General features: G+C 65.8%; 18 protein-coding genes. 9 read left to right on the top strand and 9 right to left on the bottom strand.

The window, feature by feature from the left end; all coding sequences use genetic code 11:
• Positions 1 to 55: 55 nt before the first annotated feature.
• Entirely contained in the window at positions 56 to 496 is a 441-nt protein-coding gene (locus tag LRP66_RS08595; protein ID WP_230482080.1) for a hypothetical protein, read from the top strand.
• Between the two features lie 148 nt (positions 497 to 644).
• Here the strand turns inward: LRP66_RS08595 and LRP66_RS08590 are convergent, their stop codons facing one another.
• Both LRP66_RS08590 and LRP66_RS08585 read right to left on the bottom strand, forming a co-directional pair.
• A complete protein-coding gene (locus LRP66_RS08590; protein WP_230482079.1) occupies positions 645 to 1,592 on the bottom strand; it encodes a hypothetical protein in 948 nt (315 codons plus the stop codon).
• 107 nt (positions 1,593 to 1,699) lie between these two features.
• A complete protein-coding gene (locus LRP66_RS08585) occupies positions 1,700 to 2,638 on the bottom strand; it encodes a glycosyltransferase family 8 protein (protein ID WP_230482078.1) in 939 nt (312 codons plus the stop codon).
• A gap of 406 nt (positions 2,639 to 3,044) precedes the next feature.
• On the opposite strand from LRP66_RS08585, the gene LRP66_RS08580 reads away from it, so the two are divergent.
• The 5 genes from LRP66_RS08580 (at position 3,045) to LRP66_RS08560 (ending at position 8,080) form a co-directional block, all read left to right on the top strand.
• Positions 3,045 to 3,896, top strand: coding sequence for a glycoside hydrolase family 16 protein (locus LRP66_RS08580; protein ID WP_230482077.1), 852 nt, complete (start codon positions 3,045 to 3,047; stop codon positions 3,894 to 3,896).
• 55 nt (positions 3,897 to 3,951) lie between these two features.
• Complete coding sequence (locus LRP66_RS08575; protein WP_230482076.1) at positions 3,952 to 5,055, top strand: glycosyltransferase family 4 protein; 1,104 nt, start codon at positions 3,952 to 3,954, stop codon at positions 5,053 to 5,055.
• 292 nt (positions 5,056 to 5,347) lie between these two features.
• On the top strand, positions 5,348 to 5,944 hold the full coding sequence (locus LRP66_RS08570; protein ID WP_230482075.1) for a sugar transferase: 597 nt from the start codon (positions 5,348 to 5,350) through the stop codon (positions 5,942 to 5,944).
• Between the two features lie 32 nt (positions 5,945 to 5,976).
• Positions 5,977 to 7,089: a glycosyltransferase family 4 protein gene (locus tag LRP66_RS08565; protein WP_230482074.1), complete on the top strand. Its 1,113-nt coding sequence runs from the start codon at positions 5,977 to 5,979 to the stop codon at positions 7,087 to 7,089.
• 124 nt (positions 7,090 to 7,213) lie between these two features.
• The gene (locus LRP66_RS08560) at positions 7,214 to 8,080 is read left to right on the top strand and encodes a glycosyltransferase family 2 protein (protein WP_230482073.1); all 867 of its coding nucleotides are present in this window, start codon (positions 7,214 to 7,216) and stop codon (positions 8,078 to 8,080) included.
• A 24-nt stretch (positions 8,081 to 8,104) separates the two neighbouring features.
• Here LRP66_RS08560 and LRP66_RS08555 read toward each other — a convergent pair whose 3' ends face one another.
• The 3 genes from LRP66_RS08555 to LRP66_RS08545 all read right to left on the bottom strand — a co-directional run bounded on the left by LRP66_RS08555 (position 8,105) and on the right by LRP66_RS08545 (position 12,156).
• Complete coding sequence (locus LRP66_RS08555) at positions 8,105 to 9,349, bottom strand: glycosyltransferase (RefSeq protein WP_230482072.1); 1,245 nt, start codon at positions 9,347 to 9,349, stop codon at positions 8,105 to 8,107.
• Positions 9,350 to 9,578: 229 nt separating this feature from the next.
• Entirely contained in the window at positions 9,579 to 11,060 is a 1,482-nt protein-coding gene (locus LRP66_RS08550; protein WP_230482071.1) for a lipopolysaccharide biosynthesis protein, read from the bottom strand.
• An 85-nt stretch (positions 11,061 to 11,145) separates the two neighbouring features.
• Positions 11,146 to 12,156, bottom strand: a complete 1,011-nt coding sequence (locus tag LRP66_RS08545; protein ID WP_230482113.1) for a glycosyltransferase family 8 protein — start codon at positions 12,154 to 12,156, stop codon at positions 11,146 to 11,148.
• A gap of 331 nt (positions 12,157 to 12,487) precedes the next feature.
• Here LRP66_RS08545 and LRP66_RS08540 point away from each other — a divergent pair, with 331 nt between their 5' ends.
• Together LRP66_RS08540 and LRP66_RS08535 are read left to right on the top strand one after the other, a co-directional pair.
• Entirely contained in the window at positions 12,488 to 13,882 is a 1,395-nt protein-coding gene (locus tag LRP66_RS08540) for a nitrous oxide reductase accessory protein NosL (RefSeq protein WP_230482070.1), read from the top strand.
• A gap of 264 nt (positions 13,883 to 14,146) precedes the next feature.
• A complete protein-coding gene (locus LRP66_RS08535; RefSeq protein ID WP_230482069.1) occupies positions 14,147 to 15,214 on the top strand; it encodes a glycosyltransferase family 2 protein in 1,068 nt (355 codons plus the stop codon).
• Positions 15,215 to 15,237: 23 nt separating this feature from the next.
• On the opposite strand, the gene LRP66_RS08530 is transcribed toward LRP66_RS08535, so the two are convergent.
• The 3 genes from LRP66_RS08530 to LRP66_RS08525 form a co-directional block, all read right to left on the bottom strand.
• Entirely contained in the window at positions 15,238 to 16,293 is a 1,056-nt protein-coding gene (locus LRP66_RS08530; RefSeq protein ID WP_230482068.1) for an acyltransferase, read from the bottom strand.
• Positions 16,294 to 16,427: 134 nt separating this feature from the next.
• Entirely contained in the window at positions 16,428 to 16,553 is a 126-nt protein-coding gene (locus LRP66_RS18255; RefSeq protein WP_268992443.1) for a hypothetical protein, read from the bottom strand.
• A 136-nt stretch (positions 16,554 to 16,689) separates the two neighbouring features.
• Entirely contained in the window at positions 16,690 to 18,615 is a 1,926-nt protein-coding gene (locus LRP66_RS08525; RefSeq protein ID WP_230482067.1) for an oligosaccharide flippase family protein, read from the bottom strand.
• A gap of 373 nt (positions 18,616 to 18,988) precedes the next feature.
• On the opposite strand from LRP66_RS08525, the gene LRP66_RS08520 reads away from it, so the two are divergent.
• Positions 18,989 to 19,456 (top strand): PilZ domain-containing protein, encoded by a 468-nt coding sequence (locus tag LRP66_RS08520; protein ID WP_230482066.1) that lies wholly within the window; start codon positions 18,989 to 18,991, stop codon positions 19,454 to 19,456.
• Positions 19,457 to 19,682: 226 nt separating this feature from the next.
• On the opposite strand, the gene LRP66_RS08515 is transcribed toward LRP66_RS08520, so the two are convergent.
• The gene (locus tag LRP66_RS08515) at positions 19,683 to 20,855 is read right to left on the bottom strand and encodes a glycosyltransferase (RefSeq protein ID WP_230482065.1); all 1,173 of its coding nucleotides are present in this window, start codon (positions 20,853 to 20,855) and stop codon (positions 19,683 to 19,685) included.
• Positions 20,856 to 20,880: the final 25 nt, after the last annotated feature.

The raw sequence follows: 20,880 nt of genomic DNA, 5'->3' as shown, positions 1-20,880 counted from the left end.
GAATCACCGGGATTTTCCTCTTTCGTTCCGCGAGGCGGTGACTCATAGAATCGCCATGCCGATCGCGCGCGAACATCGCTGGCTCTATCCGATCGACTGGCGCGAATTGTCGGCCTTCATCCGGTTCGAGCGCGCCAAGGGGCGGTGCGAGCATTGCCGACGCCCGCATGGCCGTATCGTCCGGCATCTGGGCGACGGGCTGTGGTGGGACGAGGATCGGGGTGCGTGGCGCGACGACCGGGGCAGGCGGGTCCGGCCGCTCGGCATGGCGGAGGCGCAGTTCTGCCTCGACGGCATCGCCGCGCCCAGCCGGATGCGGACGACCCGCGTGATCCTGGCGAGCGCGCATCTGAACCACGATCCCGGCGACAACCGGCCACGCAATCTCGCCGCGCTGTGCCAGCGCTGCCATATGCGGCACGATGCGGGCGAGCATCGTCGGCGCCGGTGGCAAAACGCCTTTCGATTGCGGGCGATACGCGACCTGTTCGCCTGAATTGCGGGACGGGTCGGAGCCCCGCGTCGCTCCGTCGAATCGCCATTGCGCTTTACGGCCGATGCGGCATTATGACGGCATGTGGACCGGGCGGCTCATGGCCTCTCACACCCGTTTCATAAGCCTGGCCCGGCCCCCGGTTTCCCTTTTATCGGGAACCGGGCGCTTCTTCAGGGCCGGTGACGCTCCGGTCGTGATGGGACAGGCCCGACACGTCCTGCGCGAGAATCTGGCGGACGCCTTCGGCATAGGGTGGGCGACGGGTTGCCTGGTGTCGAATATGGTCGAACACCCGCCGCCAGCCGCGCGGCGTGGGCGAGGTGAAGGGCACCGCCAGCAGCACCAGCGCGCGCCACGCGATGCCGAGCGGGCCGACGCGCTTGCCGCTTTTGGTCACGGCGGACGATGCGACCAGGCTGGGCCAGCTCATGCCGAAATGGTCGAGCGACGCCTCGATATCCGATTCATAGCCACGGCCGACAAAGCCATTGGCCTCCTTCAGCGCGCCGACCGGGCGGGTATGCTTGATCGGCACCGCGTCGATGATCGCGAAACGGCGTTCCTCGGGATCGAGCGCGCTGCCCCAGATCAGGTCGATACCGCTTTCCCAGCCATAGTCGAACAGCGGCGCCACCTTCTCGAGCGCGCGGATCGCGAAGAAGGGGGCCATCATCTCGATATAGTTGACGTTGCGATAGCGGAGCAGCGGATTGCGCACCGTCCCGGCATAGGTGAAGTGACTGTCCCAGGTCAGCGCGGGCTGGAACAGGGTGAGACCGTTGTCGCGGCCCAGTTCGAACAACCGGCTGAGGCTGTCGGCATCGGTCGCGATATCGTCGTCGATCAGCGCGACATAGTCGTATTGCGTCAGGAAATCGCCATGCTGGTCGAGTACGGCCTTCCACCCCTGCACCTTGCTGCCGGGAATGTAGCAATGGAAGGTGCCGGGCACGTCGATGGGGCCGCTGGCCGGGTCGTAGGACGCGACGAGCAGATCGAAGCGCCGCGCCTCGGCGGGCGCCAGCCACTGCGCATGCAGACTTTTTCGACCCGCTCGCGTGACGACGAGGAAGCGGGACGTCGCCTTGCCGAGCATCAGCGCGTTTCCAACGATATCATGAGCCCCGATACCTCCCTGTGACGGTCCGTGCGTCGTGCTTTCCCCTCACGCGACGATCCCTGATATGTGCGATGGCGAGACGGTCAGACGGCAACCTGCGACTCCATCCGCTGGATGTGCGCGAGCAGTGCCGGATTTTCCCAGAAGCGCCGTTCGATATAGGTCTTGGCGACCTGCTTGAGCTTGTAGGCGGCCTTGCGCCGCAGATCGAGGACGCCGCAATAGTCGGCGATCTCGGGAAATTCGTCGATGACGGTCTGGTACGGACGATGCCAGTCCTTGCCCCAGGGGGCATAGGAGCCCTGCCAGGGACGCGGATTGGACATGAAGTGGACGATGGCGGGCTGCGCGATCGCCTCTAAGCCGTAACCCAGTACGAAACCCGGGAAATTCCAGCGGATCGACGCATAGTCGCGGCGACCATCGGTCACCTGGTTGATGATCGTCTGATCCTCGAAATGCAACGCGCGGGTCGCGTCGCTCATCCGGCTCAGCGCCTCGCGCGAGATGTCGGCCCAGGTCGAGCGGCGGACGCGGAAGACGCCGCTGTTGACGTAATTCTCGCCGAACGCGTCGATCTCGCCGCGCAGGTCGTCGTTCAGCCGGTTGATCGCGTCGAGATAGACCATCGGATCGCGCACCGCGCAAAGCCGCCCGTGCTGCGGCTGGAAGGCGAGGAGCGGGGTCAGGTCGGCGACGATCTGCGTGTCGCCGTCGAGATACAGGATCTCGCCATAGTCGGACGGCAGCATCTGATCGAGGAACATCCGCGCGTTCATGATGTGCAGCCCGCCCAGGAAATCGGGGGCGTGCCAGACATAGTCGATGCCCTTGGCGCGGCAGACATCGGCGATGCGACGGCTTTCGTCGCCCTGTTCGCGGCTGAGGTCGAACAGGAAGATGCTGCAATCCTCGGGGGCGAACCGGCGGGCCTGGATCGCGCTGACCAACGACTGAAACAGATATCCCTTGTTGGCGATATAGCAGACGCAGGATCGCGACGGGGAGGCGGTTAGACCCACGTAAATTCCTTTGCGACCGCTATGGGCTTGCCCCATTCGCAGCCGTTATTGCCCTGATACCCATGGATATGCCGGACAGGTCGCGACGTTCCAACCCTTTCGCGCCATGTCCTGTCGCTAATGCGACGATTACAAGCTCTTCATCCCCCCGCCTTTCGAAACCGCAACGGCCACGGCGCATTATAGACGGCTGAGGATAGCCGATCGGCCTCGCTTGACCACCGAATTTGGAGCGCACGCCGTTCCTGAAAGGGACGCTCCCCCGTGATAATGGCTGGCAATTTGCTGCAATGCGGTATAGCCGCCCAGCGTATCCGCTTCATTAACCATAAGATTCGGTTGGCGAGCTGATGACGGACGATCTGGTCCGACCGTGGCTTGGCCATGACGACGAAGGCGAACTGGCATGATCCGATATCAAGGATGCATAGGGCGCGGCTTTCGGTCCGTCGTGTCCGCCGCCCCGGCCGGGGTGCTGCTGGTCGCGCTGACCGGCACCGCCGCCTGTTCGGCCGCGCCGCCCAAATGCGCGCCGACGATCGACCTGCGTCGCTATGACAAGACGTTCGACGAGCCGTTCGACACGCTCGACGTGTCCGCGCGCGGTCCCGGCACGCGCTGGACCGCGCATACGCCGTGGAACGGCGATTTCGGCGAATCGAAGTTCGTCGATCCCGAACCGGGCTTCCCCTTCTCGACCGCGGGCGGCCTGCTTACCATCCACATGAAGCGCGACGCCCAGGGCAAGTGGCGCTCGGGGCTGTTGTCGTCGAGCGACTCCAAGGGCCAGGGCTTCATGCAGCGCACCGGCTATTTCGAGATGCGCGCGCAACTGCCCGAGGGGAAGGGGGTCTGGCCCGCCTTCTGGCTGGGGTCGATCGGCACGCCGGGCAAGCCGTCGCCCGAGATCGACGTGCTCGAACATTATGGCCGCGCGCCGGGCACCTTCCTGTCGACCACCCATTTGTGGACCGACGGCAAGAGCAAGGATCAGGGGCCGGTGGTCGTGCGCGTGCCGCCCGGCTCGCTGTACCAAGCGATGCATCGCTACGGCGTCAGCGTCGAGGCCGATGTCATCAACATCTTCCTCGATGGCCGCTCGGTCGCGTGCTTCCCGTCGAGTCCGGCCTATCTGCAACCCAAGATGCTGCTCATCAACCTGGGCGCGGGCGGGGGCTGGCCGATCGACGGGATGCCCGACGATCGGGAGATGAAGGTCGACTATGTCCGGGCCTATGTCCGGCGCTCGGAACGCTGAGCGGAGAACTGCACCATCGGCCCACGCGGCCATGGTGCGAACGGGATCGCGATCGATGAAAGTCCATGTCCACCTCAATTATGGCGCCAGCGAAGCCCGGTGGCGGCGCATGTTCGACGAAGGCCGGATGATCGGCATCAACGAGCGCGACCCCTATGGCTATCGCCGTGCCGAACCGCTGGTGACCAGCATGACCTCCTCGATCGAGCATGACGAGGGCCGGTTGGCGAAGCTGGCACGGCTCGGCATCCGCTGGGCGCTGGGCTTCGACTTCGTCCATGCCTGGCGCAACCGTGCTGCGATCCGCGCGGCCGATGTCGTCTGGACGCATACCGAATCGCAGCATCTGGCGATCAGCCAGTTGTTCGCGGCGCAGGGGGGCAGGCGCCAGGATCGCCCCAAGCTGCTGGCGCAGAGCGTGTGGCTGTTGGATCGGTGGGGCGGCTTCTCGGGGCTGCGCCGCGCCTATTACCGGCGCCTGATGCGGCAGGCGGACGTGCTGACCGTCCACTCGCGGCTGAACCTCGCGATGTTGAAGAAGGAGATGCCGCAGGCGCGCTGCGAGATGGTCCCGTTCGGGATCAACGCGACCGAGATGCATCCGCCGGTCCGCGACACCAGCAACCGGCCGCCGCGGATCATCGCGGTCGGGAACGACGTGCACCGCGACTGGCCGACGCTGATCGCGGCGGTGGCGGCGCATCCGGAATGGCATCTGCGGATCGTTTCGACCAAATGCCCGCCGACGCTGGCGGAAGGGATCCCCAATGTCGAGATCGCGGGCGTGTCGACCAATGACGATCTGAAGGCGCTCTACGCCAATGCGACGCTCGCCATCGTGCCGCTGGTTCCCAACAACCATGCCTCGGGAATCACCGCGTTGCAGGAAGCGGCGCTGGCGGGAATCCCGATGGTCGCGAGCGATGTCGGCGGTCTGCGCGACTATTTCGACGACAGCCAGGTCGCCTATGCCCGAAGCGGCGACTCCGAGGACCTGGCGCGGGTCATCGGCGCGCTGCTCGGCGATCCGGATCGTCGCTATAACCAGGCCTGCGCCGCGCAGGCGCGGATGGGACCCGAGGGACTCAGTTCCGAGGCTTTCGCCCGGCGCCATGTCGAAATTTCGCGCGAGTTGCTGAACGAGGTGCCGCGTCGCTGAGACGGTCCGCGCGGCTTCGCGACCAAATGGCTGAAAATGGTACAACTACAAGATAGGCCGACCGCCTGCAGCATTGTTTAACCTGGAGCACGTCGCCAAGGTCGAATTGAGCACCACTGTGGCTCATGCGATGCGAGACGAACGCGACAATCGTGGAAATTAACCCGGCCGCAACCGCCGCGGTGTGAATGGGACGGCAAAGAGGGCTAGCGTTATGTATCGAGCTCAGCAACTGAACGGGGGGATTCGTGTCCCGACCCGTCGACCTGCCAGTCACGTCAACGAGATCATTTTGCGATCGCTCGACATCATCGTCGGCGTCGTCGCGCTGATCTTGTTCGCGCCATTGCTTATCGCGCTTGGCATTGCGATCTATATCACCAGCCCCGGCCCGCTGATCTTCGCCCAACCGCGAATCGGCCGCAACGGGCGCGTGTTCCGCTGCCTGAAGTTCCGCACCATGGTGGTCGACGCGACCGAGCGGCTGGAGCATCTGCTCGCCACCGATCCCGCCGCACGCGCCGAATGGGCGCGCGATCACAAGCTGCGCAACGACCCGCGCATCACGCCGCTGGGCCGCTTCCTCCGCAAGAGCAGCCTCGACGAGCTGCCGCAGTTCTTCAACCTGATCAACGGCACGATGAGCATCGTCGGCCCGCGCCCGATCGTCAGCGCCGAGGTGGTCCGCTATGGCCGCCGGTTCAACGATTATTGCCGGGTCCGTCCGGGCATTACCGGCCTGTGGCAGGTCAGCGGGCGCAGCGACACCACCTATCGGCGTCGCGTCGCGCTGGACGTCACCTATTCGCGGCATCGCTCGCTGGGCCTGAACATCAAGATCATGATGATGACCGTCCCCGCTGTCCTCGCGGCCAAGGGCAGCCGCTGAGCCTTCGGGCTCCGGCGGAAGGGGGACCAGGGGTGGCGGGACAACGTACATCGAACGCGGCCGGGCGCCGCCTGCTCGTCAACGGACGCTTCCTCTATGCGCGCGCCACCGGGGTGCAGCGGGTCGCGACCGCGCTGCTCCACCAGCTCGGCGAGCGGCGGGATACGCTCGAAGCGCTGTTCCCCGCCGGGGTGCAGGTCGAGGCGCCTCCGGGCGACGCACCGGACACGGTCGCGGGTTTGCGCGTCCACAAGTCGGGGCGGCGTGGCGGCCAGCTCTGGGAACAGTTCACCCTGCCGCGCCAGGGCAAGGGCGCCGTCATCCTGTCGCTGTCCAATGCCGCACCGCTGGCCGCCTCGCGCGGGATCACGATGATCCACGATGCGCAGGCCTATACCGCGCCCGAATCCTATTCCTCCGCCTTTGTCCGCTGGTATCGGTTCATGCTGCCGCGCCTCGGCCGTCGGAACCTCCAGATCCTGACCGTCTCGCACTTCTCGAAGCAGCAGCTTGTCGAGCATGGCGTCGCCACGGCGGACAAGATCACCGTCATCCCCAATGGCGCCGACCATATCCTGTCGTTCGATAGCGCGCCGGGCGCGATCACGCGGCTGGGCCTTCGCCCGCGCGGCTATGTCGTCGCGCTCGCCTCGACGCAGCCGCACAAGAATATCGCGGTGCTGCTGCGCGCCTTCGCCGACGGGGCGATGGGCGATACCCGGCTGGTGCTGGTCGGCAAGGCCAGCGCGGCGGACATGCGGGCGATCTACCCCGCGCTGTCCGACGACGTGCTGTTCACCGGCATGATCGACGATGCCGAGCTTCGCGGGCTGCTCGAACAGGCCTTGTGCTTCGCGATGCCGTCGCGGACCGAAGGGTTCGGCCTGCCCCCGCTCGAGGCGATGTTTCTCGGAACGCCCGCGGTGGTCGCACCCTGCGGCGCCTTGCCCGAGGCATGTGGCGAGGCGGCGCTCTATGCCGACCCCGACAGCCCGGACGCGTGGCGGACGCGGATCGCGGACTTGCGCGACGATCCGGGGTTGCGCGACACGATGATCGCCAGGGGCGGGGAGCAGGCGGCCAAGTTCACCTGGGCCCGTGCGGGCGATCTGCTGGTCGACGTGCTGCGGCGCTTCGCGGCGTGACCCGCCCCGTCTGGCCAATGAACACGCGCTTCTCTAGAGAAGCGACCATCCCGGGGGCATTGGCGCAGGGGGTTTCCCATGACCGGTCGGTCACGGGTCCGACGCCAGCATATGAGCAGATGAGATGAAGGTCGCGATTGTCATTGCCAGCGTCGGGCGTCCGATCGAATTGGCGCGGTGGAGCGAACATGTCCGCCGTCAATCGATCGCGCCCAGCGAGGTCATCTTCTCGATCGCGTCGGACAGCGACCTGCCCGCCGATTTCGCGGATCCGATGGTCAGGGTGATCCGCGGACCCAAGGGTTCGTGCCACCAGCGTAATTCGGGGATCGAGGCGCTGACCACCGCGCCCGATATCGTCGCCTTCTTCGACGACGATTACGTTCCCGGCGCGCGCTGTATCGAGGGGATCGCGCGGGTCTTCGCCGATCATGCCGACCTGGCGGGCACCTCGGGCCATTTGCTGGCCGATGGTATCCACAATGCGGGCATCGACTATCCTTCCGCGCGCGCGATGGTCGACCGGTTCGATGCCGAGCAGACGGACATCGACACGACGCTCGACCCCGCCGGGGATACCTATGGCTGCAACATGGCGTTCCGCCGCTCGGCGATCGGCGATGTGCGCTTCGACGAACATCTGCCGCTCTACGCCTGGCAGGAGGACGTCGATTTCTCGCGTCGGCTGAAGGGCCGGATGGCGCGCACCTCGGCCTTTGCGGGCGTGCATCAGGGCGCCAAGAGCGGCCGGACGATGGGCCATAAGCTCGGCTATTCGCAGGTCGCCAACCCGCTCTATCTGATGCGCAAGGGCACGATGCCGATCGGCAAGGCGCTGTGGCTGATGACGCGCAACGTCGGCAGCAACCACGTCAAGGCGTTCCGCCCCGAACCCTGGGTCGACCGCAAGGGCCGCGTGGTCGGCAACTGGCGCGCGGTGCGCGACCTGCTCACCGGTCGGATGCGCCCCGACCGGATCCTCGACTTCTGAACGGCCTGGCCTGACCCCGTGGGGTCAGGCGGCCTTTACCTGCCGGTGGTGGGCGGTGGTCGTCACCGAACCGCCGTCATGTAGCGGATCGAATCCGGTGACGACGGCGTGAAGCGCGCGGCGCTGCGCGGCATTCCACCGCCCCGCGCATTCCAGCCCCGCTTTGCCCATCGCGGCCCGCTTGCCCGAATCGTCGTAAAGCGCGACCAGCGCGTCGGCGAAGGCCTGATCGTCCTGCGCGACCACGCCGCCATGGGCGAAATCGGCTGGTACGCCATCGGCACCCAGGGGCGTGCTGACATAGGGAATACCCATGCCCATCGCGTCGAGCATCTTGATCTTGATACCGCTTCCCTTGACGATGTAGTTCGCGAGCACCGGCGCATGGACGAGGGCCTGCGCCACCACCTCGACCCGGCCATGCTTGACGATGAAGGGCTGGTCCGGGACCGATTCGCCGACATTGCCGATGACGTGCAGCTTGAAGTCGGGCCGCTGCGCGAGGACCAGCGGCATGACATTCTCGACCAGTGCGGCGAGCGACAGGTTGTTCGCCTCGAACTTGGAGCCCAGGAACGACGCCCCCTCGCAGGACGGCGCCCCGATCATCGGCTGATCGGCGATGATATGGCTGACCATCGCGATCTCGGTGCCGCTCTCGGCGCCCAGCATGTCGCGGAATAGCCGGGCTTCGCGCTCCTGGATCGCCAACAGGGCATCGGCCCGCGCCAGTCCCTTGCGCTCGGCCTCGGCGGTGAACTCGTGCGAGAAGCTGTCATGCGTGTCGAGCAGCTTGCGTGTGCCGACGGGCACCCATTCGAAGATCTTCGAGAAATGGACATATTCGACCAGCACCACATCGGGTGCGATGGTCTTGATGAGCCCGCGGCATTGCTTTTCCAGCGACCGGTCGAACAGCGCGTCGACATCGGTGGACAGGCGCTTGCCGAAGATCCTGGCTTTCAGACGTCGCAGCAGGATGCGCGCGGTGAAGCGAAGCTCCGCCACTTTTCCGCGAGTCATGACATGGAAATGACCATCGCCGAAAAAGGCACGATGCGCGTCGAGATCGATATCCCGCATCTGTCGTGACGGGATCAGGACGAAATCGACGCGGTGTCGATGTCGAAGCTCGTCGAGCATGGTCAGGATGCGCTGGCGATTGCCGCCAAAGGCCGGGGCGATCGGAATCTTCGAGAAGACGAGGATTGTCTTGCCCGCCGTCCCCTCGCCGACGAGATTGCGCCAATTCAGATCATGATGCCCCATTTTGATCCCTTCCCCCAGATCAAGGCCCTGATGGCGTAAAGAAAGGGAAGGGTCAATTATGGTTAATCGGGGGAGCGAGACGGTGATGACAATATCTCCATGCCCCACCACCGCGTATTCATGCTATCCAGCCCAATTCGGATCGCGCAGTATATTACGTTTTCGTGACTAATTCTGCCGATTTGCGCGATCGTATCGATTGCGGACGTTGTTCGACTTGGGGCGAGGCTCAGCGCCGGATCAGCGCCATGACCCGCCCGAGCAGCATCGTCTCCATCCCCTCGGGTCGGCCGACCAGCCGCCAGGATGCGAACAGGACGGCGGCATAGGTCAGCCCGCCGACCGCGACGGTGGCGATGACCCCGAACAGCGACGGCGCATGGCGTATCTCGTCGGGCAGCAGCCCGATGACCCCCGCCATCGCCGCGACGGACAGCGCGATCCGCCACGGCGCGACGATCTGCCGGAGGATCCCCAGTCCGCAAAGCTGGCGGACGAAGCCCATCGTCACCACCATCATGATCATGTTGGTCACGACCCGGCCGACCACCGCGCCCATCACCCCGAAATGCCAGATCAGCGTGACGAGGATCGGGATCTTGATGACGATCTCGATCAGGCGCTGGCGCAGGAAGATCGAGGTGCGGTCCATCGCCATCGCCATGGGGTCGAGCGGCGAGACCCAGACGACGAAGATCGGCGCCAGCGCGAGCAGGCGGAGCATCGGGATGGCGGCGACCCATTTCTCGCCGAGCACCACGGGCACGAGCTGCTCGGCGACCAGGCTCAGCCCGACCATGCCCGGCACCGCGAAGGACAGGAGGGTCAGCACGATCCGCTGATAGGCGTTGGCGACCCGTTCGCGCGAGGCGCGCATGGTGACGAACCCCGCCATCAGCGGGCGCATCGCGGGCACCACCAGCACCTGTTCGGGCACCGAGGACAGGTCCGCCGCCATCGAGAAACGGCCCAGGTCCGCCTTGCCGATGAACCGGCCCAGGATCAGCTTGTCCGACTGCCAGCTCAGCGCCGCCAGCGCCTGCGCCAGGCTCGCCCAGCCGAGGAACCCGGCAAAGTTGCGCCATCGCTTCAGGCTGATGCGCGGACGGAAGGGGGCGAAGAGATAGGACTGGACCATGCTCATCACCGGCGTCGCGACGGTCCCGGCGGCAATCGCCCAATAGGAATGGGTGGTCACCGCCAGCACGGTCGCGACGGTGAAGCCGCACAGCTTGCTGACCAGCTCGATCACCAGGTCGCGGCGGAAATCGATCCGGCGGGCGAACTGCACCATGGCGGGGCTCTGCAACCCGCGCGTGACCGGCGACAGCGCCAGGAACAGGATCAGCGGGATCAGCCGCATGTCGTGATAGACGATGGCGAAGGGCCAGGCGGCCAGCGCCAGCACCGACGCCAGGATGCCGCCGCGCATCAGCCCGATGGTGAAGGCGGTGTCGAGATGGCTGCGCCCCACCCGGTCGAGCCGGACCAGCGACTGGACGATGGGCAGCTCGGACACCGCCTCGACCACGAAGATCAGCGTCATGGCGACCGAGATCAGGCCGAAATCCTGCGGCGACAGCGTCCGTGCGAGCACGATGAGCGTGACGAAGTCGATACCGCGCGCCATCAACCGCGACGCCATCAGCAGCGCCACGCTCCCGGCGGTTCGGCCGCCCACCCCCGGCTTGTCCGTCGTCGCTTGTGTCATGGGGAAGCCATGGCCCGGATGCGGCCGTACCGCTAGCCCCTGTCGGTCCGCCGCGCGATCGAAAAGGATGCGGAGTGGAGCGGGCTTAGAAGCGGGCGTTGTTCAGGAAGCGGCCGAGGAGCAGCGAATGCCATTGGTGTTCGGCGGCCTGCTTGACCTTTTTCATCCAGTAGCGCGCGCGCAGGCTCAGCGTCGGCTGGGCATATTTCGGGTCGACGTCCCGGCTGGTGTCGATCGTGAGATAACGTGAGAAATAGGGATATTGCGCCAGGAAATCGACATAGACCTGGCGGCATTTCGGGTTCCAAGGCCCCTTGGTCGTGTTCCACGGCTTGAGCGGCCCGGTGAAATGGATGATCCGCGGCGTGATCTGCCGTCGGCGATCCGCATGGCGGAACCAGGTCGTGTAGTTATATTCGGGCGACAGGATACGGCGATGCGGCCCGACCACTGCGTTGAGCGCGCTCTGGTCGAGATGCTTGCACCGCTCGGGGTTCTCCGCGAGGAAACGCAGCGCCTTTTCGGTCACTCGCCGCCAGGTGGCGCGGTTCGCCATCATGATGCCCGCGTTGAAATACTGGCTGACATGCGCGATCCCGATCCCCTGAAGATAGGAGGGGGGATTGGCGTATCTGCCGCCATTGTCGAGGCGGTCGATCCCGGCATAGACCATGCCGTCCTCGCATTCGCGCGCGATCAGCGGCGCCACGGGGCCGATGATCTGGATATCGCCGTCCATATAGATGACCGTGTCATATTGCGCGGGGATCTCCGCATCCACGACCAGGCGACCCAGGGTCGAGCGCGGGCAATGGATCTCGGGCAGCCGATCGGCGCTGTCGGTCAGGAAGCGACGGCTGTCGAGGAACATGAAGTTGAAGTGCGCCGATCCCAGCGCCGCCTGGATCTCGACCTGTTCGTCGGGGGGAATGTCGATCAGATAGATGATGATGTCCGCGATCGCGACGACATCGGGTTGTGCCGCGAGCTGCGATGCGGCGATCAGCGCCTGCCCGACATAGCCCCGGTCACTGACGAACGTGATGACGCGCGTAATGCCCGGTCGACGATAGTCCGGTGTACCCATACGCAGCATTTTCACGGATCGCCCTCCTGCTTGGTCTGACCATCGGCGAACATCGGCCTTGGTCACGCTGCGTTCATAACGCCGCATGAAGGGTATTATCCTCTCCACGTCCATTTTCATGGGTGACGTGTAATCTGATTTGGTCAACAGTTCGTAAGCGTTCGATATGAAACGCTTCGCGGCGTTGACACGATGGCTTTACACGGCCGGTGCTGCTACGCAATTCCCCTAGCCGGGGCGAATTGTGCCGGAAGGGGATGCGTCCGTTTTGGGAGCTTATTCTCATCCGGTGCGTAACGCCCGGTATCGATGGGGACATGAACCCCGATAAGGGTCTGTCATGGTCGTACTTGCGATTTTCTGGTTGCTGTTCTTCGCCGCGGCGCTGTCCGGCATACGCTGGACGCTGCTGCTGTTCTTCGCCAGCCTGGCCTTCGGGTCGCTGGCGATCCTGCCGACCAACCTGACGGGCGGCACCACCTTCCTGCCGCATACCGCCTGTTCGGCCCTGCTCTGCGTCCGGTCGTTCATCGCGTGCCGCAAGCCGCATCTGCTGGTCGACGGGTTGATCGACTATAACAAGCTCGGCCTGCTCACCGCGTTCATCGTCTTCGGGCTGCTCGTCACCTATAGCGCGCCGTTCCTGTTCGCGGGCGCGCCGGTCATGGGGCTGAACAACATCACGCGCAGCAGCCTGGCCTTCGGTTCGGGCAACATCACCCAGCCGCTCTATCTGATGTCGGCCTTCGCGATCACCATCTCGCTCTACCAGCTCCTGCTCCAGACCGAGACGCGCCACATGGTCTACCGCGCGATCTTCTTCGGCGGAGCGATCGCGATGCTCGCGGGCATGGCCGACATGGCGACGGCGGGGTCGGGCATCCTCGCGCCGCTGCGTACCGCCACCTATGTCATCATGGACGGCGACAGCGTCGGCAGCATGCGCCGCGTCATCGGCTTCAATACCGAGGCGTCGGCCTATGGCACGCTGGTCCTGTCCTTCGCCGCGATCATCTATTTCACGCGGATGGGCGATGCGCTGGGCGGCTTCTATGCCAAGGTGCAGATGCCGCTCGCGCTGGGGCTGGTCGGGTTCACCGTGCTCTCCACCTCGTCGGCGGCCTTCCTCGGCCTGGGCGTATTCGGCGTGTTCGCGGTGGGCGCCAATGTGCTGGCGCTGCGCCATCCCGCCGACGAGAAGCGTGCGATGATCCACCTGCTGGTCATCGCCGCGGCGATCGTCGTCGGCATCGCGATGCTGTTCCTCAACCCGCAGGTGTTCAACGGCGTCGTCGATCTGGTCGACAAGCTGATCCTAACCAAGACCTCGAGCAGCTCCTATTCCGAACGAAGCAGCTGGAACATCGTCAGCCTCGAGGGGCTGGTCGCGACCGGTGGCTATGGCGTCGGCATCGGCTCGACCCGCGCCTCGTCCTGGCCGGTCGCGGTACTCAGCAGTACCGGGGTGATCGGCGGCCTGTTCATGGCGCTGTTCCTGCTGCGGATCGCCACGCTCAGCCTGAAGGGCGCGAGCGACGAGATCCGCCGCATCGTGACCGGCGCGCGCTACAGCATCGTCATCTGCATCGTGCCCGGCGCGGTGGCGGGCACGCTGGTCGATTTCGGTGCGTTCAACGCCACGCTGTTCGCGATCACCACGGCGCTGCCCGCGCTGATCCCGGTGCAGTCGACGCGGCGGCAGCGATCGCGGGTCCGCCACGCGGCAATGGCGTGATGTTCAGGCACAGGACAGCGAGCCGGTCATAGACCTGTCGGTCGACCGTCCCAATTGCTCCCATTTGGGACTGTATCGATTCGGCCGCAATCATCCCGATTGCGTGGATTCCGAAGATCGTGCCAGACGAAAGCGCTTCGTGACGGAAAGTTTTCGTCGTAGAAACATTGCGTTACAATTGGCGCGTTATCCGGGTGACATTCAACTTATGATAGAAGATCGCAAACCGGGTAGCATCGAAGACCATAGACCGAGACGTCGATCATGAACGATATGACGACAATCCTTCGTGCGACAATCATTGTCATCAATCACAATTACGGCGAATTCCTGCGCACCGCCATCGATAGTGCGCTGAACCAGGAATATCCGGCGGTCGAGGTCGTCGTGGTCGACGACGGATCGACCGACGGATCGCATGCGATCATCGCCGAATATGGCGACCGCATCCGCACCGTCCTCAAGGAGAAGGGCGGCCATGTCGAGGCGGTGAATGCGGGCTATGCCGTCGCGACCGGCGACGCGGTGCTGTTCCTCGACGCCGACGACTGCCTGCTACCGACCTGTCTGCGCGAGGCGACCGCCGCGCTCCAGCCGGGCGATGCCAAGGTTCAGTTCCGCCTGTCCACCATCGACCGTTGCGGCGCCGACCAGGCGATGGTCTTCCCGCATTTCCCTGCGCGCTTCACCCCCGCCGACGTGCTGCACGACTCCTCGCGTTCGGGCTGGTATCCCTGGACCGTGTCGACCGGCAACCTGTTCAGCCGGACGTTCCTCGACCAGGTGATGCCGATCGATTCCAAGAGCATCTACCGTTCGCCCGACGGCTATCTGTGCAAGGTGGCGCCGCTCTATGGTGCAGTGCGTTCCATTCGGCAGGTGCTCGGCTGCTACCGCGTCCATGGCAAGAATGCCTGGGCGAGCTCGGGGACGAGCTGGACCGCCGATGTCGCGCTGCGCTGGCTCGATTTCGACCGGGCGCTCGAACATGCCTTCATCACCGCCGCCGACAAGCGCGGCGTGGCGATCCGCAAGCCGCTGCTTCGTTCGTTCCAGTCGCTCGAATACCGGATGCAGGCGCTTCGCTTCGCCCCGCCCGAACGGCGTCCCGAAGGCGGGCGGATCGGCGTGATGCGCGACACCGCACAGTGGCTGATCGAGCTCCATCCCTTTGGCTGGCCGGGCAGCATCGCGCGCGCCGGGTGGCTGGTGTTCATCGGCTTCGCGCCAAAGTCGGTTGTCGAGCGCCAGGTGCGCAAGGCGCGGACCCAGACCCAACGGTCGCGCTTCTGGCAGGCCGCGCTGCAACTGACCCGCCGGTTCGAGACCTAATCGACCCCACGCCGCTGGGCGGGTCAGCGTATCAGGCGACGCGTGACCGACCAGCGGTCGAGGATCAGGACCGACAGCGCGGAGGCGATGATCGCCAGCCCCGCATTGCGCAGCGACCCGAGCAGCGTGGCCTGGCCCAGCCAGCGCTCCGCCAGGTCGAGGAACAGCGCATGGATCACGTACAGCCCCAGGCTCAGCCGGGCGAGATGCGCGAAGAGCGGCGGCAGATGGAAATCACGCGGCATGGCCAGTGCGACCAGGAAGCTGGCGACGCCGAAGGGGATCGTCATCACGACATCGTCGGTGAAGCGGGGATATTCGATCGTCCCCATCCGAACCCACAGCGCCACCTCGGCGAGTTGCAGCAAAGCCGTGACACCCCATAGGGCGAGCGCGAACGGCAGCGTCGGGCGCCAGTCACGATGGCGCAGCCACGCCCCCGCCGTGACGAACAACAGCCCGAAGAACGGCCCGTTGCGCGTGTTGAACGGCGGGCGGGGCAGGCCGAGCAGCAGTCTCAGCGGCCCGAAGGCCAGCGCCAGCGCATAGAAGAGGACGCCAAGCGCCAGCACCGCGCGCCAGCCGAAGCGCCCCTGCACGATCGCGAAGATCACCCCCGCCACGCCCAGCGCGGGCAGAAACCACAGGTGATAGCCGTCCAGTCCGGTAATCAGCAGCCGGACGATCGCCGCGGGCGACAGCAGCCCGCGCAGGCTGTGCTCGAAATACAGGACATAGGCGAGCGACCAGAACAGGAAGGGCGGCGCGAGCCGGAGCAGGAGGCGCCCGGCGGTGGCGGACGACGCGCGCCGGGCGAGCAGATAGCCGAAGGCGATGAAGAAGAAGGGCACCGCGAACCGCGCGCACAGGGCGATGACGTCGGCCGCCACGGGATGGTCGAACGACCCGTTGGCGACCGCGTGGATCAGCACCACGCCCGCGAAGGCGACCAGCCGCATCAGGTCGATACCGTCGATCCGGTCGATTCGCGGGGCGACGACGCTCGCGGGTTCGGCGGTGGCGAACGTTGCGGAGGGGCTGGGGGACAGCGAAATGGCCAGGTCCTTTCCTGCGCCCACGGTCCGTCCGTGTGGCGCGATGCGGAAAGCGGCCCATATGTCCCGGCCTCAATGCCGGGTGGATCGGATCACTCGCCGGGATGCGCGTCGCCGGTGCCAGGACCGGTCGTCATCACCTAGCGGAAAGCCGATGATTAGTCCCGATAATAGTTGCGATAGGCCCGGCGCCGCCTGCGCTTGGCACGGCGAAATAGCAGCAGGATCAACACCAGTCCGGCAATCGCGGCCAGGGTGATCAGGATCGGAAATGACAGGCTCACAGTAATCAACAGCCCCCTCGTGAGCGAGTAGTGCGTATGTAACAATGGTCATTGGTGCGATGCAACGTCAAACCCGGCCCATACCCCTGTCCTGCAATGGGAAAGGTGGTTAACGGAACTGTCGTCGCCCTGTCCTTCATCGCTTTTGATAGGGGCGCGCGAGCGAACGGGGCGCCACGCGACAGCGCGAGCATTGTCCGGGAATGGCGATCGGCTTGGTCGTCATCGCGAAGCCCGCGCCGTGCGCGGCGATCCCCAGCACGTTGGAGACGGTATGCCCCTTGATCGGGGTCGTCCGGCCGCAGCTTTCGCAGACGAACATCGCCAGCGGCTCGCTGCGTGCGCCGGGCAGCAGCGGATCGGTGCCGGGCTGGACGAGATTGGCCTGCATCAGGATATCGAGGATGCGATAGACGCTCATCGCGGCTGGGCTCGCCGCTTCGCGACCCGCGGCCGCCAGCGCGAAGGCCTGGTCGCGCGGATCGCTGGCCGGGCGCGGCGTCGTCGCGCTGGCCGGAGTCGCGGCGGGGGCGTTCTTGCCCCGGCGCAGGATCTTGCCGACCAGCCCGAGGACCATCGACTCGCCGCCCTCGGGACGGCCGCTGAGGTGCCAGAGCAGCATGACCACGCCGACAAAGGTCCCGGCCCCCAGCGCCGCGAGGATCAGCAGGCCACCGATCTCGAGCGGCTTGGGGATGTCGAGCGGCAGCCAGAGGCTCGCCGGATAGACGACAGCCGCCATCACCAGGCACCCCAGGATCGGGCGGATGAGAACCTTGAACTGCGCCCAGACCGGCAGGTCGATCGCCTGCTTGGCGGCGCGGATCGCCATGCCCGCCAGCAGCAGCGCGGCAAGCGCGCGCGCGGCCGCGATGCCGGGGATCAGGAAGAACCAGGCCCCTGCGATCACCAGCGGCACCTTGATCAGGAAGTCCGTAAGCTGACGGTTGAAGATCAGCGCCGACCGCCGGAGCGCCAGCGCCAGCGCGTTGAGCGGCGTCCAGAGCAGCCCCGGTATCCCCGCCAGCGCGAGCCATTGCAGGATCGGCGCGGCGCTGGACCAGGTTGGCCCGAGCGCCAGCGCGACGATCGGCTTGGCGAGCAGCGAGGTGCCGGTCAGGATCGGAAAGCCGAGCAGCGCGACCGCGCCGAAGGTCTTGAGATAGGCCTGGCGCAACCGCGCCATGTCGTCGCGCACCGCGACCAGCCCGGCGGAGAGCGGCCCCAGGATCGGGGTCAGCAGCACCTGTCCGGGGATCGAGGCCAGGCTGTCCGCCATGGTGAAGCGCCCGACCGTCGCGGTCGGCGCGAGCCGCCCGAGCACCAGCCGGTCCATCTGCCAGGCAAAGGCCGAGAAGAGCTGCGCGCCGCTCAGCCAGCTCAGGAAGCCGCTGAACAGCCGCCAGTCGCGCAGCGTCAGCCGGGGCATGTAGGGCGCGAGCGCGAAGGACAGCAGCGAGGAGGTGACGGGCGACAGGATCGTGCCGAGCGCCAGCGCCCAATAGCTGCCCGTCGCCCAGGCGACGCCGGTCGATGCCACCAGCGAGGCGAGCTTGCCCGCGATCTCGGTCGCGACGGTGCGGCGGAAGTCGAGGTCGCGATTGTAGAGCGACAGGCGCGGATTGTTGATCCCGCGAAAGGCGGGCGCCAGTGCCAGCGCGGCGATCAGCGGCATCAGCCGCATGTCGCCATAGGCATGAGCGAAGGGCCAGGCCGCCGCGCCGATGACCAGCGCCAGGAACACGCCGCGCAGGATGCTGAGCGTGAAGGCGGTGTCCATCATCGACCGCGTCACCTCGCGCTCGACCAGCAGGACCTGCGACACGGGCAGTTCCATGACCGCCTCGACGATCAGGATCAGGCTCATCGCGATCCCGATCAGACCGAAATCGGCCGGATGGAGGAGACGCGCCAGCACCACCAGCGCGACCAGATCGATCAGCCGCGAGGACAGCCGCCCGCCGACCGCCAGCATGGAGGCGAGCGCGGTGCGATGCGACGCCGCGGCGGTCTTGCCGCCCGCGTTACCCGCGCCCGCGCCCGGCGCGATCGCAGCGCTCATCGACGGGTTTCCATATGGGGAAGGGGCCCAAAGCGAAGGCGGTTACCGCGACGCGACGCCAAATCTTTCTGCTCCGACGACAATGAACCGGCTTAACCAGAATAACCGATTGTCGGCATCCGGGCACAGCCTTGCCCGACTATCCGTTGCCCGCCCGCCTGTCACCCGGATTATCCGCCCGGTCATGTACCAAAAACGACAGGAGTATGGCGGTGAAGACGCATAAATTTCGTCATGCGGACGGGAACGAATTCGGCGCTTCGCGATGCAGCGCCCGGAACGGACCATTCGACGCTCGCCCACAATCTTCCGCCCATTTACGATAGTTTTACGGGTGCGTGGCAAAGGTGACCGTGGAAGGATAAGTTGCGACATGGCCATAACTGCTCAGATGATCAGCGATGATCGCGGTTCGGAACGCTATGCGGTCGATCTCGACGCGACGCTGCGCGACCGGGTTGCACAGCCCTATGACGTGGTCATCGAGGATCTGTCGGCGACGGGTTTCCGCCTGTCGGGCGGGCCTGCGCTGACGACCGGGGCGGTGGCTTCGATCGGCTTTGCCGGGATCGGGGTCCATCCGGTGCGGGTCATCCGCCAGGAAGGCATGACCTATGGCTGCGAATTCGTCACGCCGCTGAACGCCGAGATGCTGAACAAGGCGCTGGTGTCGGCGCCGTCCGATCCGCTGGCGTTCCCGAACCAGGAAATGCTGCTCAGCGAGCCGGTGCCCGAACCCTATGTCGAGCCCTATTCGGGTGCGGCCAAGGTCACGATCGCGGTCGTGGCGGGGCTGGGGGCCTGGGCGGTGGCGACGGGACTGTATTTCGCGCTGGCCTGAGCCGGGGCGACCCGCGGGTTGACATGAAAAGGGTCGGTCACCGCGTGGTGGCCGACCCTTTTCGTTGGTTTGCCGGTTGGCTGACGCTCAATCCTCCCCGGTACGGGGAGGTGGCGGGCCGACAGGCCTGACAGAGGGGGCGTGCCACGAAGGTTATCCCTTGCGGCACGCCCCCCTCCACCATGCTTCGCATGGTCCCCCTCCCCTTGCAGGGGAGGAATAGCGTTTAGGCCCCCGGCGCGTTTGCCAGCGCGGTGTCGGCTGCGACCATGGCTTCGGCGCGGGCGACTTCGGCCGCGAAGTCGCGCAGGAAGTGCGAGCGGGCGAAGCGTTGTGCGTTGGCGATCGCGTCTTCGGGGTCGAAGCTCGGCAACCACGCGTCGAACCGGTCGAGCGCTTCGATCAGCGACTCGGCGGTCTGTTCGTGGAAATGGATGCCGGTCTTGCCGTCGATCACCGTTTCGGTGCCGCCCCCGCGCCCGAACACGACGACCGGGCGCCCCGCCGCCTGCGACTCGACCGGGATGATGCCGAAATCCTCCTCGGCGGTGAAGATCAGCGCGCGCGCTTTGGCATAGGCGGCGCGGAGTTCGTCGAACTTCATCCGCGTGGTGAAGCGGACATTGGGCCCGGCGCGCGCCTTCAGCGTTTCCAGCATCGGGCCGTCGCCGATGACGTGCAGCTTGCGACCCGTGCGGGTGAAGGCGTCGACCGCGATGTCGGGGCGCTTATAGGGGACGAGCTGGCTGATCCAGACGCACTCGTCGCTGACATCGTCGGTGCGGTGGAAGATGTCGACATCGACCGGCGGATAGACGACGCTCGCCTCGCGTCCCCAGAATTTGGCGATACGGCGCCGGACGAACTGGCTGTTCGCCATGATGAGGTCGGGGCGCGACGCGCTCGACCGGTCCCAGGCGCGCATCCGTGGCGCGACGAGCTTGAGGTAGAGGCCCGCCAGCTTGCCGCTCGCCGCGCGATAGGCGTGATATTGATCCCAGAGATAGCGCATCGGCGAGTGGCAATAGGTGACATGGACCGCATCGGGGCGGGTGATGACGCCCTTGGCCGGACCCGCCTCACAACTGATGACCAGGTCATAGGCGCTGAGGTCGAGCGCCTCCAGCGCGGCGGGCATCAGCGGGAGGTATTTCTGATACTGCTTCTTCGCCAGCGGCAGCTTGGCGATCGAGGTGGTGAAGATGCGGTGGCGCTTGAGCGTCGCCGACAGCGCATTCTCGTCGACGACATGGGTGTAGATGTCGGCCTCGGGATAAAGCTCGCAGATCCGCTCGAGCACGCGCTCCCCGCCGCGCATCGTGACCAGCCAGTAATGGATGATCGCGACCTTGCGGGGCTTGCCTGTCGGCCGGGTTTCAGGAGTGATGGCGGGGGTCATGGGGCGGATATCCTGTCGAAAGGGG

This window comes from Sphingomonas sp. Leaf21 (assembly GCF_916858675.1).
Taxonomy (GTDB): domain Bacteria; phylum Pseudomonadota; class Alphaproteobacteria; order Sphingomonadales; family Sphingomonadaceae; genus Sphingomonas.
Note: the sequence above shows the minus strand (reverse complement) of the source record. Positions and strands in the feature narration are given on the sequence as shown.

Excerpts from the sequence above, each read along its gene's own strand:
- LRP66_RS08525 (WP_230482067.1), bottom strand. The coding sequence starts at position 18,615 with ATGAGCGCTGCGATCGCGCCGGGCGCGGGCGCGGGTAACGCGGGCGGC.
- LRP66_RS08575 (WP_230482076.1), top strand. The coding sequence starts at position 3,952 with ATGAAAGTCCATGTCCACCTCAATTATGGCGCCAGCGAAGCCCGGTGG.
- LRP66_RS08520 (WP_230482066.1), top strand. The coding sequence starts at position 18,989 with ATGGCCATAACTGCTCAGATGATCAGCGATGATCGCGGTTCGGAACGC.
- LRP66_RS08595 (WP_230482080.1), top strand. The coding sequence starts at position 56 with ATGCCGATCGCGCGCGAACATCGCTGGCTCTATCCGATCGACTGGCGC.
- LRP66_RS08590 (WP_230482079.1), bottom strand. The coding sequence starts at position 1,592 with ATGCTCGGCAAGGCGACGTCCCGCTTCCTCGTCGTCACGCGAGCGGGT.
- LRP66_RS08580 (WP_230482077.1), top strand. The coding sequence starts at position 3,045 with ATGATCCGATATCAAGGATGCATAGGGCGCGGCTTTCGGTCCGTCGTG.
- LRP66_RS08560 (WP_230482073.1), top strand. The coding sequence starts at position 7,214 with ATGAAGGTCGCGATTGTCATTGCCAGCGTCGGGCGTCCGATCGAATTG.
- LRP66_RS08515 (WP_230482065.1), bottom strand. The coding sequence starts at position 20,855 with ATGACCCCCGCCATCACTCCTGAAACCCGGCCGACAGGCAAGCCCCGC.
- LRP66_RS08540 (WP_230482070.1), top strand. The coding sequence starts at position 12,488 with ATGGTCGTACTTGCGATTTTCTGGTTGCTGTTCTTCGCCGCGGCGCTG.
- LRP66_RS08535 (WP_230482069.1), top strand. The coding sequence starts at position 14,147 with ATGAACGATATGACGACAATCCTTCGTGCGACAATCATTGTCATCAAT.
- LRP66_RS08545 (WP_230482113.1), bottom strand. The coding sequence starts at position 12,156 with ATGCTGCGTATGGGTACACCGGACTATCGTCGACCGGGCATTACGCGC.
- LRP66_RS08550 (WP_230482071.1), bottom strand. The coding sequence starts at position 11,060 with ATGACACAAGCGACGACGGACAAGCCGGGGGTGGGCGGCCGAACCGCC.
- LRP66_RS08555 (WP_230482072.1), bottom strand. The coding sequence starts at position 9,349 with ATGGGGCATCATGATCTGAATTGGCGCAATCTCGTCGGCGAGGGGACG.